This is a genomic window from Sphingopyxis jiangsuensis (assembly GCF_016734905.1).
Taxonomy (GTDB): Bacteria; Pseudomonadota; Alphaproteobacteria; order Sphingomonadales; family Sphingomonadaceae; genus Sphingopyxis; species Sphingopyxis jiangsuensis.
The window spans coordinates 372,942-386,889 of the sequence record NZ_JAERPO010000001.1 but is presented as its reverse complement, the minus strand read 5'-3'; the positions used below and the strand labels follow the sequence as shown (position 1 = coordinate 386,889).

Sequence of the window (13,948 nt, the reverse complement as noted above, 5' to 3'; positions counted from 1 at the left end):
GCAGGCGAGGGTGTCTCGTGCGATTAGCGCCATCGGCTCCCGATGCGCACGACGAAGGGCGGGTGCGTCAGCATGATGCGACCGCTTTAAGGAATGCCGCCATCTTGTCCATATCCTTGATGCCCGGTGCGCTCTCGACGCCCGACGACACGTCGACGAGCGGGGCGCCCGTCTCTGCGATTGCCTGCCCGATGTTGTCGGGTGTCAGCCCCCCCGCGATTCCCCAGTCGATCGCGTGGCGATGGCCGCGGAGCAGCGACCAGTCGAAGCGTGTGCCCGTCCCGCCCGGCAAGGCCTGCGCGGGCGCGTCGAACAGGATGCGATCGGCCGCGCCCTGATATTTGGCGACGCGGTCGAGCGTGCCCGCATCCTTGAGCCCGACGGCCTTCCACACCTCGGCAGGGACGAGTTGCCTGACGCGCGCGAGCCATTCGGGGGTCTCGCTGCCGTGAAACTGGATGATGTCGGGCCGCACCGTGGCGAGCGCCTGTCCGGTGAGTTGCTGCGACGCATTGACGAGAAGCAGCGCGACCTTGACCTTCCCCTCGGCGCGCTTCCTGAGCGCCGCAGCGGTCGCCAGGTCGATGTGGCGCGGACTCGGCTCGTAATGGACGAGGCCGATATGCGTCGCGCCGTGCCGGATGGCGGCATCGACGGTTTCGGGGGTGGAGAGGCCGCAGATTTTGACGAGAGGGGGCATGGAACGCCTTTGCTTTAGTCTGCCAATTCATGCAATCGTCTCGTCAAACGAGGCGTGGCGGCATCGGACTTTTTATCGGGGTAAAAGAAGGGGATCGATATGCGAATTATGTTGGCGTTTCTCTTAGCTTTTGCGGTTGCGGGCTGTTCGCCCGCCGAAGCCGGGAAAAGCGTGGAGCAATCGCAACAGGCGATCAAGACCTTTCACGGAGAGTTAAACGCTGGAAATTTTGACGATATTTACTATGGTTCTGCCGACGAGATGCAGGACAGTGTTGATATTGTAGGGTTTGAAGAATTGCTCGGCGCGGTTCAGAAAAAGCTCGGCAAAGCAGGCAAATCTGAGCAGCAGAGCTGGCATGTCAATTTTGCAAACGGCACCACGATCGTCACACTGACGATGCAGACGACATATGATAAGGACAAAGCCACAGAAACATTCGTCTATGTAAAGGCGAAAGATAGCATGAAGCTGGCCGGCTATAATATACAGTCGCGTGCGTTGATCGTGAACTGATCGGGACTAAAGCGTCGCCTCGATTTCGCGCGCGGCGAGGTCGGGGTCTTGCGATTGGGTAATCGGGCGGCCGACGACGAGGATCGACGCGCCGTCGGACATGGCCTGCGCCGGCGTAACGATGCGCTTCTGGTCACCGGCCTTGCCGTTGACGGGGCGCACGCCCGGCACGACGAAGAAGCCGCCGGGCCACGCCTTGCGCGCCGACTTTACCTCCTGACCCGAGCAGACGATGCCGTCGAGACCCGACGTGCGCGCGAGCGCCGCGAGGCGCACGACCTGATCGTGGGTCGTACCCCCGACGCCGATGTCGTCGAGGTCGGGAGCGTCGAGGCTGGTGAGCACGGTGACGCCGACCACCTTTGTATGGAGCCCTGCCGCCGCCTTTGCTTCTTCGAGCATCGCGCGCCCGCCGGCGGCGTGAACGGTGAGGATTGCAGGTTCGAGCGGGCGGAGCGCCTGGATCGCCTTGGCGACGGTGTTGGGAATGTCGTGCAGCTTGAGGTCGAGAAAGATCGGCAGGCCGATTTTCGCCATTTCGTGGACGCCATGATGGCCATTGGCGCAGAAAAATTCGAGCCCGAGTTTGAGCCCGCCGACATGATAGCGCACCTTTTGGGCGAGCGTCAGCGCGGCATCGAGATGCGGCGTGTCGATGGCGAGATAGAGCGGCGAGGTCATTGGGTTTCCAAGGGAGATGGCGGGATGTCGTTGACGGGCGGCGCGGGCGCTGGCTCTGCGGGTCGGTTCGCCATCGCGCGCAGGTCGACGAGCTGGCGCTCGCTCGCCTCGATGCGCCGCCGCATCGACCAGCGCTGCGTGCGCAGCGCGATCCACATCGGAATGCTACCGATCAGAAAGGTCACGAGGATGATGACGGGGAGCTTTGTTTCGGCTTCCCATCCGGGCCAGACCGTGACCGTCACCACTTTCCAGTTCGCCATCGCAAAGATGACGAGGATGGCGGTCAAAAGCACCCAGATGATCGTCCGCACGATGCCCACTTAATTGCTCCTCCGCTGATCCCTGTCGTCGTTCTAAGCGAGTTTTGTGCGCGTTTCCAGTCCGGGGCTATTCGAAGACGCGCGCAAATATCGTGTCGACATGTTTCATGTGGAATTCGAGATCGAATAGTTCCGTCAGCCGTTCGGGAGACAGGCGCGCGGTGACGTCGTCATCGGCCTTGAGCAGTTCGAGCAGCGACAGCATTCCATCGCTTTCCCAGACCTTCATCGCGTTGCGCTGGACCATCGCATAGCTGTCCTCGCGGCTCGCACCAGCCTGGGTGAGCGCCAGCAGGACACGCTGCGAGTGGACGAGGCCGCCCATGCGGTCGAGATTCTTCTGCATCCGCTCGGGATAGACGAGCAGCTTGTCGACCACGCCGGTCAGCCGCGCGAGCGCGAAATCGAGCGTGATCGTCGCATCCGGGCCGATAAAGCGTTCGACCGACGAGTGGCTGATGTCGCGCTCGTGCCACAGCGCGACATTTTCCATCGCCGGGATTGTGGCGCTGCGGACCATGCGCGCAAGGCCGGTGAGATTTTCGGTGAGCACCGGGTTGCGCTTGTGCGGCATCGCCGACGAGCCCTTTTGGCCGGGCGAGAAATATTCCTCGGCCTCGAGAACTTCGGTGCGCTGAAGGTGGCGAACCTCGACCGCGAGCCGCTCGATCGACGAGGCGATGACGCCGAGGGTGGCAAAGAACATTGCGTGACGGTCGCGCGGGATGACCTGCGTCGACACCGGCTCGACGGTCAGCCCCAGCTTTTCGGCGACATGCGCCTCGACGCGCGGGTCGATGTTGGCGAAGGTTCCGACCGCGCCCGAGACGGCGCAGGTCGCGATTTCGGCGCGCGCGGCGACAAGTCGCGCCCTGCAGCGCGCGAATTCGGCATAGGCCTCGGCCATCTTGAGTCCGAAGGTGACCGGTTCCGCGTGGATGCCGTGGCTGCGGCCGATCGTGGGGGTGAGCTTATGTTCGTACGCGCGGCGCTTGATCGCTGCGAGCAGCGCGTCGATGTCCGTGAGCAAGATATCCGCCGCCTGCGCCAGTTGAACCGCAAGACAGGTGTCGAGTACGTCCGAACTCGTCATCCCCTGGTGCATGAAGCGCGCCTCTTCGCCGACATTTTCGGCGACCCAGGTGAGGAAGGCGATGACGTCATGCTTGGTCACGGCCTCGATCGCGTCGATGGCGTCGACGTCGATCTTCGGCGCGGTCGCCCACCAGTCCCACAGCGCCTTGGCCGCCGATTTGGGCACGGTCCCAAGCTCGGCGAGTGCGTCGGTCGCATGCGCCTCGATCTCGAACCAGATCCGGTAGCGATTCTCGGCCGACCAGATCGCGGTCATTTCGGGGCGAGCGTAACGCGGAACCATTGATTTCCCTTCCTTTTCGGCGGTTCGTCGCAATTGCAGCGCGGAATCGCGACAGGGCGCGCCCTAGCAGGGGCGATGCGTTTCGCCAATCGGCGACACCGCGCAACCATGCCCTTCATCCGCCAGTTTCGCGAATGTCTATCCCCCGGCGGCGGCATTTCCCCCTTTCATGCCGCCGCCAACTCAGGAGAAAATACATGCTGAAACAATTGCTTTTCGTCGGCGCGGCGGCGGTGAGTTTTCCGGCGCTGGCCCAAGAGCAACCGGTGCCCGAACCGACCGATCCGCCGACGCAGACCGACCCGATTACCGACCCGATGACCGAACCGGTCCCGCAGTCGGCGCCCGTGGCGACGCCAGCGCCTCAGCCTTCGACTCCGCCGAACGAAGGCACCGCGGCGACGCCGGCGCAGATCGCGCAGATCGTCGATCAGGAATTCCCGACCTATGATTCCGATGCGAATGGCGAACTCAGCGAGACCGAGTTCGCCGCATGGATGAAAAAGCTTCGCGTCGCGACGGAGCCGGGCGTCGATCCGGAATCCGAAGCCGTAAAGTCATGGATCGGGCAGGCCTTTGCGGCCGCCGATGCCGACAAGTCGACCGGGGTCAACAAGACCGAGTTGACCGGCTTTCTGGCGCGCGGCGCCTGACTCCCGCTCCTGGACGGGGTGGTGCAGCCGTCGGATACGTCCGGCGGCTGCATTATGCTTACAAAAGCCCCATCGCGCGAAAGCTGCGATACTCGGTGCCGCCGATGATGATATGGTCGTGGAGGGTGATGCCGAGCCTCGACGCCGCCTCGGCGATGTCACGCGTGATGGCAATGTCCTGACGGCTCGGTTCGGGACTGCCGCTCGGGTGATTGTGGACAAGGATGATCGCCGCTGCGCCAAGCTCGAGCGCGCGGCGGATAACCTCGCGAACATAGATGGCCGATTGGTCGATCGACCCTTCGCTGGCGATTTCATCGCGGATCAGCATATTGCGCGCGTTGAGATACAGTATGCGCACGCGCTCGATGTCGATCGGCCCCATGTCGGCGCGGAGCCAGTCGAGAAGCGCATCCCAACTGGAGAGAAGCGGCTTGTCGCGAAACTCGCCCTTCAGCAGGTGCAGGCTCGATGCCTGGACGATCTTGAGCGCGGCGACGGCGCCGTCGCCCATCCCGTCGACACGGCGCAACGCCTCCGGATCGGCGCTTATCAACTGGGCAAAGGAACCGAATTCGCGAAGCAATGATTTGGCAAGCGGCTTGGTATCGCGGCGCGGAATCGCAAGCGCGAGCAGATATTCGACGAGTTCATAGTCGGCGAGCCCGCCGGGATCGTCGAGCAGGCGCGCGCGGAGCCGCGCGCGATGGCCGGCGTGGTCCGGAACAGGATCGGGCGCATCGGCCATGGCTCGGGCAATAACCGCCTTGTGGGGCTCACTCAACGGTCATAGAAACCGAAAGTGGATTGTGCGCCAATTTCCTGCAGCGAAACGAGAATTCCCGCGTTGGTTCGGCGTCGATTAGTGCCTTTGGGGGACGATTGTGGTTCGGTGCGGTTGTGAATGACGAAGAACAACCAACGCCGCCCCGCAAGCGGCTGTTCAAAAAACGCTGGCTGACCGGAGCCGCGGTCGCCGTTCTGGCGGGCGCTGCGTGGCTGGCGCGCGAACCGATCGCCGACGAGGTTATTCGCGATCGCCTCGACAATCTCGACGTTCCCGCGCGCTATCGGATCGATTCGATCGGGTTTCAGTCGGAGCGAATCTCCGACGTCGTTATCGGCAACCCCGCCCGACCCGACCTGACCGCCGACCAGGTTGAGGTCAGTCTGGGGTACGGCTGGTCGGGGCCATATGTATCGGGCATTCGAGCTACCGGCGTGCGACTGTACGGGCGCTTCGTCGACGGGCAATTGTCGTTCGGCACGCTCGACCGTTTCCGCGATCCCGACGACACGACGCCCTTCGCATTGCCCGACATCGCGGTGGCACTGACCGATGCGCGGGCGCGCATCGAAACGCCGTGGGGGAATGTCGGCGCGCAGCTCAACGGAAGCGGGAATCTGCGCAACGATTTCATGGGACGGCTCGCGCTTGTCGCGCCGAACCTGTCGGTCGGGGACTGCGCCGCGCGTGAGGTGACCTTTTACGGCGCGCTGCTCGTTCGCGACGTCCGCCCCACGCTGCAGGGGCCGCTACGCGGGTCGACGCTGCGCTGCGCGGACAGCGGCCTGCGCGCAGAGCGGCCCCAGATCGCGCTCGACGTGTCGCTCTCTGAACAGCTCACGAGCTGGAAGGGACGCGCCGACGCGAGCATTGCAAGGCTGGTGGGGGCGGGTGTTACCGCGTCACGGCTCGGCGTCCTTGCCAGCTTCGAAGGCGATGCCGCCCGCACGCGGATCGACGCCGAGGCCGACATCGAGCGGTTGGCGGGAGCCGATTTTACCGTGCGTACCGCCGAAATGACGGCCGAGATTTTTGTCGGCCGCGCGCCTCCCGTTGCGAGCGGACGCTTGACGTTCGCCGATGCCGCCGCGAGCCCGGCGCTGCGCCGCTCGATCGCCGAAAGCGGTCGCGGGCTTGCCGGAACACCGATCGGCCCCGTTGCGGAAAAAGCGGTGGCTGCGGTTTCGCGGATGCTTGCCGGCACCGCTGGCGAAGCCGGCTTTGCGTTGGCGGGCGAGGGCAAGTCGGCGCGAATCGAGCTGATTGCTCCCAAATTGTCGTCGCCAGGCGGCGCGCGCGTTACCGGCGGCACCGAAAGCCGCGTCGGATATTTGCTCGCGGCCGACCGGCCCGCCTTTCTGGTCAACGGTCGCTGGACCTTCGGCGGCGGCGGCCTTCCCGATGGCAATATCGACCTCGACCGCCGCGCCAACGGGACGATGCGCGGCACCGCGACGATCGCACCCTATGTCAGCGACAATGCGCGCCTTGCGCTGTCTCCGATAAGCTTCTCGGGCGGCCGCGACGCGCTCTTGCATTTCGCCACGACGGCGGAATTGACGGGCCCGCTGGGCGACGGTCGCGCCGAGCGGCTGCGGCTCCGGCTGGCGGGTGTCCTCGCGCCCGACGGTTCGGTTGCGCTCGACGGCGGGTGCAGCCGCGCGAGCGTCCAGCGCGTCGATGTCGCGGGCTTCCGTCTCGCGCCCACCGCAATCGACCTGTGTAGCCGGCGCGGGGCGCCGTTGCTGAGCGCCGGACCGGGCGGCGTCCGGGGACAAGTCAACATCCCCGCCCTCGCCCTGCGCGGAACGAGCGGCGCGTCCCCCTTTGCCTTCGACGGCGGGCGCGCGGCGATCGATCTGGCGTCGATGCGCTGGACGCTTGCCGACGCCGACCTGCGGCTGGGCGAGGGCGACGGTGCGACGCTGTTCGCGGCCGAGCAGGTCGCCGGGGCCGCGGCGCGGGGCGGCATGACCGGACGCCTGAGCGGTGCGCGCGCCGAAATCGGTGCGGTTCCGCTCTTGATGAGCGAGATCGCGGGCGACTGGCGCTGGGCGGAGGGGGCGTTCGACCTCGACGGCGAATTGCTTCTGACCGATGCGGAAACCGACGCGCGCTTTTCGCCGCTCGTCAGCTCGGATGCCCATTTGCGCTTTGCCGACGGGGTCGTCGACGCGAATGCCGCGTTCAACGAGCGCGCGACGGGGCGCAAGATCCTCGACACGATCATCACCCACCGGCTCGAAAGTGGAACGGGGGCCGCCGATCTGAAGATCGACGAATTGCGCTTCGACGAAGGGTTCCAGCCCGACCAACTCACCAACCTCGCGCTTGGCGTCATCGCCAACGTCCGCGGGTCCGTCGTTGGCGACGGGCGGATCGAATGGACGCCGGACGGGGTGACGAGCCGCGGGACCTTTGCGACCGCGAACGCCGATCTTGCCGCCGCCTTTGGTCCCGTCAAAGGGCTGACGACGACGCTGACGTTCGAGGATCTGCTCGGTATCCGCTCCGCGCCCGGCCAGATTGCCGAAATCGTCGAAATCAACCCGGGCATCCCGGTGCGCGACGGGCGGGTCGAATATCGGCTGCTCGGCGGCAACCGCGTGCGGATCGAGGGCGGGAGCTGGCCCTTCGGTGGCGGCCAGCTGGTGCTGCACCCCGCAACGCTCGATTTCAGCGCCGACCAGCCGCGCCGCCTCTCCTTCGACATCGTGGGCGTCGACGCGGCGGTTTTCCTCCAGCAATTCGGGTTCGAGAATATCAACGCCACCGGCACCTTCGACGGCACGCTTCCGGTCGAATTCGACGGGCTGGGCGGGCGGATCGTCGGTGGCCGCATCGATTCGCGCGCCGGTGGCGGGACGCTCGCCTATGTCGGCGAATTGTCGAACCGCAACCTGGGCGCGATCGCCAACTTCGCCTTCGGCGCGCTGCGTTCGCTGAAATATGACGACCTGACGATCATCCTCAACGGCGACCTCGACGGCGAGATGGTCACCGACATTCGTTTCGGCGGCGTGGGGCAGGGCGCAGGGGCGACGCGCAATTTCCTGACCGAACAGGTCGCGAAGATACCGCTGGTCTTCAACGTCAAGATCACCGCGCCCTTCCGCCAGCTATTGACCTCTGCCAAAGGGTTTTACGACCCGTCCTTGCTCATCGAACAGAATCTGCCGACTTTGCTGCGCGCCCAGGAAGAAGCCGAAAACGCAGCCGACAGCCCCGTTCAGCCCACAGAAAGCGAGCCCATGCCATGAATCAGCGCAACAGTGGAGCAAGGAGGCGGAACCTGACCGGTCGCACTCTGACGTTAGTGACGGTCGCGGCGCTTTTTGGCGGCTGCGTGCAGATCGAAACGCCGGACAAGCCGATCGAAATCAACCTGAACATCAACATCCGGCAGGAAATTGTGTACAGGCTGGACGGCGACGCCAAGAAGCTCATCGAGCAGAATAGCGAAATATTCTAATTCGAGGATCGAACATGATGCGACTGAAGATAGGAAAAGCAACCGGACTGGCGATTGGCGCATGCGCGGCGATTGCGGCGGTGTCGCTTGCGGTCCCGTCGGCGATGGCGCAGCGTGATCCGGCCTATGCCGCGGCGCGCGCTGCGGGGCAGATCGGCGAGCAACCCGACGGCTATCTGGGCTTTGCGACTTCGCCGACGCCCGAGATCCGCGCGCTGGTGCAGGATCTCAACATCAAGCGCAAGGCCGCCTATACCGAGCGCGCGTCGGCGACCGGGAGCACGGTGGAGCAGTTCGCGTTCACCAGCGGCTGCAACCTGATCGCGAATACCAAGCCGGGCGAGAAATATAAGGCGCCCGACGGCCGCTGGCTGACGCGCGACGCCAGCCCGCCGGTGCGCGATTCGCGCTGCCTGTAAAATTCGGTTTCCAAGGCGGCCCGCGGGCCGCTCCATGCCGCCGCGCCCCTAAACGCGGCGGCATTTTTGTGCGGGTGCACAAAGACGCGCAACGCATGCGCGCACAAGCATTGACTTAATGGGGCGGCATTCCTAAACGGACCGCGCCTTAGGGGTCCCCCGAATTTTCGGGCCTTTTTTCGCAGGCAGAATCGGAGGTTTCCGGCTCTGTTTCAGGAGGATGGCGCAAATGACGGGGAACGGCAGCGATCCGGAACCAGCTTCGGAGGATTCGCGCCTGGTCTCGCTCGAGGAGCGATTGGACCGGGCCGAAGCCGCAGAAGCGAAACGGACCGCAACGAACGCCGGACCGGAATCCGATGCCAATTACCGGCTCGGCAACCGCGTGCTGGCCGAGTTGCTGGGCGGATTGATCGGTGGCGGCCTGTTCGGCTGGCTGATCGACCGGTTCGCGGATACGTCGCCCTGGGGTTTGTTGGGGATGTTGTTCCTGGGCATCGTCGTTGCCTTCAGAAACATCATTCGCCTGTCTTCGCCGCCGCGCAAATAGCTGCGGCGGAACGGTAATTTCGACGGGTCGGCGATTTAGCCGTTCCGCAATGCGTGTGGAGTGAAGAGTGGCGGCGGAATCCGGCAAGATCGACCCGATGCACCAGTTCGAGGTGGCCCCGCTTGGCGGTGGTTTCAATCTTGGCGGGCAGGAGATTCTGTTCACCAACAGCGCGCTCTGGATGATCGTCGCAGCGATTGCGCTCGGCCTGTTCATGTGGGGCGGCATGCGGCGCGAACTCGTGCCCGGTCGCTGGCAGGCTGCGGTCGAGGGCTTCACGGGCTTCATCTCGAGCATGATGACGCAGAATATCGGCAGCGAAGGACGTAAATATACGCCTTATGTCTTCTCGCTCTTCATGTTCATCCTGTTCTGCAACCTGCTCGGCATGCTGCCGCTCGGCGTGTTGGGCCTGCACCCCTTCACGGTGACGAGCCATATCGCGATCACGGGCGTGCTCGCGATCATCAGTTTCGCGATCGTCCTGGTCGTCGGTTTCTGGCGTCATGGGCTGCATTTCTTTTCGCTGTTCGTCCCGCAAGGCACGCCGCTGCCGATGATCCCGATCATCGCGCCGATTGAGTTCGTGTCGTTCATGGTTCGTCCCTTCAGCCTCGGGCTGCGGCTTTTCGTCGCGATGACCGCCGGTCACGTGCTGTTGAAAGTGCTGTCGGGATTTGTGATCAACGGCTTCAACGCCGAAACGCTGTGGCTCGGTTCGATCGTTTCGGTGCTCAGCTTCATCCTGATGATCGGCATCAGCGCGCTCGAACTGCTCGTCGCCGGCATCCAGGCCTATGTTTTCGCCCTGTTGACCTCGCTCTATATCAACGACGCGGTCAATCTTCACTAAAGACGTTTAAAACCAAACGATTATCCCAAGGAGTTATTACAATGGACGCAGAAGCAGCAAAGCTGATCGGTGCTGGTCTCGCCGCTATCGGTGCCGGCATGGCCGCCATCGGCGTGGGTAATGTGTTCGGCAGCTTCCTCGAAAGCGCACTGCGCAACCCCGCGGCTGCCGACGGCCAGCAGGGTCGCCTGTTCATCGGCTTCGCCGCTGCCGAACTTCTCGGCCTGCTGGCGTTCGTCGTTGCGATGATCCTGCTCTTCGTCGTCTAATCGGCGACCGGGTGCCCGGACCGGTGGTTCGGGCACTGTCTTGCAGGTTTCCAGTTATTTAAGGTCCGCCTTTCATGCCCCAGATAGCCCAGCTCACCGCTGACAACTGGTATCTCGCGTCGCAGCTTTTCTGGCTGCTCGTCGTGTTTGCCGGTATTTATATCGTGATCGGTCGCGGCATGCTGCCAAAGATCGAAGCGACGGTGGACGCGCGCGACCGCAAGGTTGCGGACGATCTGGCGGCGGCCAAAGCGGCGCATGCCGCAGCGGACAAGGTCGAGGAAAGCTATCGCCAGCAAAGCGACGCGAGCCGTGCCGTTGCGCAGAAGGCGGTAGCCGACGCGAAGGGCAAGGCTGCGCGCGACGCCGAAAAGCGTCTCGCCAAGGTCGATGCCGAGCTTGGCGCCAAGCTGGCGGCGGCCGAGGCCGATGTCGCGGCGGCGCGCAATTCGGCGATGGCGGAAATCGAATCTGTCGCGGCCGAAGCCGCGAGCGATCTTGTCGCCAAGCTGTCGGGCGCGAATGTCTCGGCCGCGGACGCAAAGGTGGCAGTGAAGGCGGTTCTCAATGGCTAATCTGACCCTTTTGCTTGCGGAAGGCACCAACGAGCCGACCGCGTTCGGACTCGACGCGACGGTCTGGGTATCGCTCGCGATGCTCGTTTTCCTTGGTATCCTCGTCTGGAAAAAGGTTCCGGCGGCAATCGGCGCGATGCTCGACAACCGCATTTCGGAAATCTCGAAGCAGCTCAAGGAAGCCGAAGGGCTGCGGCTCGAAGCCGAAGCGCTCAAAGGCGAATATGAGGCGAAGCTCGCCGCAGCCGCCAAGGAAGCCGAAGAGATGCGCGCGCGCGCCGATGCCGAGGCGCAGGCGCTCGTCGCCAAGGCAAAGGCCGACGCGACGGCGCTGATCGCGCGCCGCAAGCAGATGGCCGAGGAGCGCATTGCCGCTGCCGAAGCCAATGCGCTTGCCGAAGTCCGCACCGCGGCGGCGCAGGCCGCGACCGAAGCGGCGGCGAAGCTGATTGCGGAAAAGCATGACGCCGCTACCGACAAGGCGCTCGTCGACAAGGCGATTGCATCGGTCGCCAAGAGCTGAGCGATATCGCCTTGACCTGACACGACGCCCGCAGGTTTCTGCGGGCGTTTTGTTTTGGAGCGGCGGCGAGACAGCGCCGGTTGGAACGCCGTACTCCACCGCTGTGATCGTCTTCCCCGGTCAGACCGGCAATCATCGTCCTCTGCCAAGCCCCAGACCGGGTCCCGGCTTTCGCCGGGGACACTTAACTGGCGGAAGACGATGATCGCTGGTCCGGCCCGGCGTGGAGGGGGTTGGATTGTAATTCAACCCGCAACCTATGGCGGCGCCCATCGCCTTCGCCTACATGGCTGTGATGGTTCGCCCCAACGCCCCCGAACGCTTCAACGAGGAAAAGGCCACCTATGTCGTGCGGGGCAGCGGCGAGGATGGCGACAAGCCCGACCTCGATCGCGGCGCCGGGGTCATCCGTACTGTCGTGAAAAAGCTTCCGGCGCGCCCCGGCGTGTACCGGATGCTCGATGCGCGCGGCGATGTGCTCTACGTCGGCAAGGCGCGCGCGCTCAGGAACCGCGTCACCAACTATACGCAGGTCGCGCGGTTGCCGCAGCGATTGCAGCGCATGGTCGCGCAGACGCGCGCGATGGAGATCGTCACCACGACCAGCGAGGCCGAGGCGCTGCTGCTCGAGGCGCAGCTCATCAAGCGCTATCGCCCGCCCTATAACGTGCTGCTGCGCGACGACAAAAGCTTCCCGTTCATCCTGCTGCGGATGGACCATGATTTTCCCCGCGTGCAGAAGCATCGCGGGGCGCGACGCGCGAAAGGGCGCTATTACGGGCCGTTCGCGAGCGCGGGGTCGGTGAACCGCACGCTCAACGCGCTGCAGAAGACCTTTCTGCTGCGAAGCTGCACCGACAGTTTCTTCGCCAACCGCTCGCGCCCGTGCCTGCTCTACCAAATCCGCCGCTGCTCGGCGCCGTGCGTCGATCGTGTTTCGAAAGACGATTATGCCGCGCTGGTGAGCGACGCGCAGGACTTCCTCGAGGGCCGCTCGACCGCGGTGCAGAAGCGACTTGGCGAAGCGATGACCAAGGCCGCCGATGCGATGGATTTCGAGCAGGCGGCGGTGCTGCGCGACCGGCTGAAGGCGCTGACCTTCATCCAGGGCAGCCAGTCGGTCCACGCCGACGGGCTGGGCGACGCCGACGTCTTTGCGCTCGCGGCGAAGGGCGGGCAGCTTTGCATCGCCGGATTTTTTATCCGCGGCGGCCAGAATTGGGGGCACCGCAGCTTCTTTCCAGCGCATGTCGCGGACGTTCCCGAGGAAGAGGTGCTCGAAAGCTTTCTGATGCAATTTTACGAGGGCGTGCCGCCGCCGAAGCTGATCCTTGTCGATCGCGAGCCCGCCGAGGCGGCGCTGCTCGCCGAAGCGTTCGGCGCAACGGCGGGGCGCAAGGTCGAAATCAGCATACCGCAGCGCGGCAACCGCAAGCGGCTGCTCGACCAGGCGGTGCGCAACGCGGGCGAGGAGCTGGACCGGCGGCTCGCCGAAAGCAGCAGCCAGGCGAAGCTCGGCCGCGAACTCGCCGAGCTGTTCGACCTCGACGCGCCGCCGCAGCGTATCGAAATCTATGACAACAGCCATATCCAGGGGACGAACGCGCTCGGCGCGATGGTCGTCGCGGGCCCCGAGGGGTGGATCAAGGGCGCCTATCGCAAGTTCAACATCAAGCGCGCCGAGACGCAGCCGGGCGATGATTTCGCGATGATGCGCGAGGTGTTCGAGCGCCGCTTCGCGCGCGCGATCGAGGAAGACCCCGAGCGCACGAAGGGCGAATGGCCCGACCTGGTGCTGATCGACGGCGGCAAGGGGCAGGTGTCGGCGGTCGCGTCAGTTTTTGCCGAGCTGGGTATCGATGACCTGCCGTTCGTCGGCGTCGCGAAAGGGCCGGATCGTAATGCAGGGCGCGAGACCTTCTACCTGCCCGACGGGCGCGAATTCACGCTGCCGCCGAACAATGCAGTGCTCTTCTATATCCAGCGCCTGCGCGACGAAGCGCACCGCTTTGCAATCGGCGCGCACCGGCAGAAGCGCGCGAAGGCGATGGGAAGCTCGCCGCTCGACGAGGTTGCGGGCATTGGCCCGGCGCGCAAGAAGGCGCTGCTGATGCACTTCGGTACCGCGCGCGCGATCAAGGGCGCGAGCCTCGAGGATCTGAAGAAGGCGCCGGGGGTCAGCGCCGCGGTCGCGCAGGCGGTGTATGATTTCTACAATCCGGGGGGATAGGGCGATTCAAGCCCCTCCC

The 13,948-nt window shown here is 64.6% G+C and carries 16 protein-coding genes; 11 read left to right on the top strand and 5 right to left on the bottom strand.

Features of this window, described 5'->3' with window-relative positions; translation table 11 throughout:
- Positions 1–67: 67 nt before the first annotated feature.
- The gene (locus tag JI743_RS01925; protein WP_201925386.1) at positions 68–700 is read right to left on the bottom strand and encodes a phosphoribosylanthranilate isomerase; all 633 of its coding nucleotides are present in this window, start codon (positions 698–700) and stop codon (positions 68–70) included.
- Positions 701–799: 99 nt separating this feature from the next.
- Between JI743_RS01925 and JI743_RS01920 the strand changes: the two genes are divergently transcribed.
- Positions 800–1,216 carry a hypothetical protein gene (locus JI743_RS01920; RefSeq protein WP_201925384.1) on the top strand — a complete coding sequence of 139 codons (417 nt, stop codon included), beginning with the start codon at positions 800–802 and terminating at the stop codon, positions 1,214–1,216.
- A gap of 6 nt (positions 1,217–1,222) precedes the next feature.
- Here the strand turns inward: JI743_RS01920 and pyrF are convergent, their stop codons facing one another.
- From pyrF to purB, 3 genes are all read right to left on the bottom strand, one after another.
- Positions 1,223–1,897, bottom strand: a complete 675-nt coding sequence (gene pyrF, locus JI743_RS01915) for an orotidine-5'-phosphate decarboxylase (RefSeq protein WP_201925382.1) — start codon at positions 1,895–1,897, stop codon at positions 1,223–1,225.
- Positions 1,894–2,220, bottom strand: a complete 327-nt coding sequence (locus JI743_RS01910) for a lipopolysaccharide assembly protein LapA domain-containing protein (RefSeq protein WP_330901887.1) — start codon at positions 2,218–2,220, stop codon at positions 1,894–1,896. The genes pyrF and JI743_RS01910 overlap by 4 nt, the downstream gene beginning before the upstream one ends.
- A gap of 67 nt (positions 2,221–2,287) precedes the next feature.
- Positions 2,288–3,598: an adenylosuccinate lyase gene (purB, locus tag JI743_RS01905; RefSeq protein WP_201925381.1), complete on the bottom strand. Its 1,311-nt coding sequence runs from the start codon at positions 3,596–3,598 to the stop codon at positions 2,288–2,290.
- A gap of 197 nt (positions 3,599–3,795) precedes the next feature.
- Between purB and JI743_RS01900 the strand changes: the two genes are divergently transcribed.
- Positions 3,796–4,251, top strand: coding sequence for an EF-hand domain-containing protein (locus JI743_RS01900; RefSeq protein ID WP_201925379.1), 456 nt, complete (start codon positions 3,796–3,798; stop codon positions 4,249–4,251).
- 58 nt (positions 4,252–4,309) lie between these two features.
- Here the strand turns inward: JI743_RS01900 and radC are convergent, their stop codons facing one another.
- Positions 4,310–4,999, bottom strand: coding sequence for a RadC family protein (radC, locus tag JI743_RS01895; protein WP_201925377.1), 690 nt, complete (start codon positions 4,997–4,999; stop codon positions 4,310–4,312).
- A 152-nt stretch (positions 5,000–5,151) separates the two neighbouring features.
- Between radC and JI743_RS01890 the strand changes: the two genes are divergently transcribed.
- From JI743_RS01890 to uvrC, 9 genes are all read left to right on the top strand, one after another.
- Positions 5,152–8,298 (top strand): intermembrane phospholipid transport YdbH family protein, encoded by a 3,147-nt coding sequence (locus tag JI743_RS01890; protein ID WP_330901886.1) that lies wholly within the window; start codon positions 5,152–5,154, stop codon positions 8,296–8,298.
- The gene (locus tag JI743_RS01885; protein ID WP_201925375.1) at positions 8,295–8,510 is read left to right on the top strand and encodes a YnbE family lipoprotein; all 216 of its coding nucleotides are present in this window, start codon (positions 8,295–8,297) and stop codon (positions 8,508–8,510) included. Before JI743_RS01890 ends, JI743_RS01885 begins: the two co-directional genes overlap by 4 nt.
- A gap of 14 nt (positions 8,511–8,524) precedes the next feature.
- Entirely contained in the window at positions 8,525–8,929 is a 405-nt protein-coding gene (locus tag JI743_RS01880; RefSeq protein WP_201925373.1) for a YdbL family probable chaperone protein, read from the top strand.
- Between the two features lie 229 nt (positions 8,930–9,158).
- Positions 9,159–9,479, top strand: coding sequence for an AtpZ/AtpI family protein (locus JI743_RS01875; protein ID WP_201925371.1), 321 nt, complete (start codon positions 9,159–9,161; stop codon positions 9,477–9,479).
- A gap of 67 nt (positions 9,480–9,546) precedes the next feature.
- The gene (locus JI743_RS01870; protein WP_201925369.1) at positions 9,547–10,332 is read left to right on the top strand and encodes a F0F1 ATP synthase subunit A; all 786 of its coding nucleotides are present in this window, start codon (positions 9,547–9,549) and stop codon (positions 10,330–10,332) included.
- Between the two features lie 41 nt (positions 10,333–10,373).
- Entirely contained in the window at positions 10,374–10,601 is a 228-nt protein-coding gene (locus JI743_RS01865; RefSeq protein ID WP_003044110.1) for a F0F1 ATP synthase subunit C, read from the top strand.
- Between the two features lie 74 nt (positions 10,602–10,675).
- Positions 10,676–11,176: a F0F1 ATP synthase subunit B family protein gene (locus tag JI743_RS01860; protein ID WP_201925367.1), complete on the top strand. Its 501-nt coding sequence runs from the start codon at positions 10,676–10,678 to the stop codon at positions 11,174–11,176.
- On the top strand, positions 11,169–11,699 hold the full coding sequence (locus JI743_RS01855; protein ID WP_201925365.1) for a F0F1 ATP synthase subunit B family protein: 531 nt from the start codon (positions 11,169–11,171) through the stop codon (positions 11,697–11,699). The genes JI743_RS01860 and JI743_RS01855 overlap by 8 nt, the downstream gene beginning before the upstream one ends.
- 295 nt (positions 11,700–11,994) lie before the next feature.
- The gene (gene uvrC / locus JI743_RS01850; protein WP_201925364.1) at positions 11,995–13,929 is read left to right on the top strand and encodes an excinuclease ABC subunit UvrC; all 1,935 of its coding nucleotides are present in this window, start codon (positions 11,995–11,997) and stop codon (positions 13,927–13,929) included.
- The last annotated feature ends 19 nt before the right edge of the window (positions 13,930–13,948 follow it).

What these genes read in the sequence shown, in the direction of transcription:
- uvrC (WP_201925364.1), top strand. Translation starts at nt 11,995, where the DNA reads ATGGTTCGCCCCAACGCCCCCGAACGCTTCAACGAGGAAAAGGCCACC.
- JI743_RS01920 (WP_201925384.1), top strand. Translation starts at nt 800, where the DNA reads ATGCGAATTATGTTGGCGTTTCTCTTAGCTTTTGCGGTTGCGGGCTGT.
- JI743_RS01925 (WP_201925386.1), bottom strand. Translation starts at nt 700, where the DNA reads ATGCCCCCTCTCGTCAAAATCTGCGGCCTCTCCACCCCCGAAACCGTC.
- JI743_RS01875 (WP_201925371.1), top strand. Translation starts at nt 9,159, where the DNA reads ATGACGGGGAACGGCAGCGATCCGGAACCAGCTTCGGAGGATTCGCGC.
- JI743_RS01865 (WP_003044110.1), top strand. Translation starts at nt 10,374, where the DNA reads ATGGACGCAGAAGCAGCAAAGCTGATCGGTGCTGGTCTCGCCGCTATC.
- JI743_RS01880 (WP_201925373.1), top strand. Translation starts at nt 8,525, where the DNA reads ATGATGCGACTGAAGATAGGAAAAGCAACCGGACTGGCGATTGGCGCA.
- JI743_RS01900 (WP_201925379.1), top strand. Translation starts at nt 3,796, where the DNA reads ATGCTGAAACAATTGCTTTTCGTCGGCGCGGCGGCGGTGAGTTTTCCG.
- pyrF (WP_201925382.1), bottom strand. Translation starts at nt 1,897, where the DNA reads ATGACCTCGCCGCTCTATCTCGCCATCGACACGCCGCATCTCGATGCC.
- JI743_RS01885 (WP_201925375.1), top strand. Translation starts at nt 8,295, where the DNA reads ATGAATCAGCGCAACAGTGGAGCAAGGAGGCGGAACCTGACCGGTCGC.
- purB (WP_201925381.1), bottom strand. Translation starts at nt 3,598, where the DNA reads ATGGTTCCGCGTTACGCTCGCCCCGAAATGACCGCGATCTGGTCGGCC.
- radC (WP_201925377.1), bottom strand. Translation starts at nt 4,999, where the DNA reads ATGGCCGATGCGCCCGATCCTGTTCCGGACCACGCCGGCCATCGCGCG.
- JI743_RS01855 (WP_201925365.1), top strand. Translation starts at nt 11,169, where the DNA reads ATGGCTAATCTGACCCTTTTGCTTGCGGAAGGCACCAACGAGCCGACC.
- JI743_RS01860 (WP_201925367.1), top strand. Translation starts at nt 10,676, where the DNA reads ATGCCCCAGATAGCCCAGCTCACCGCTGACAACTGGTATCTCGCGTCG.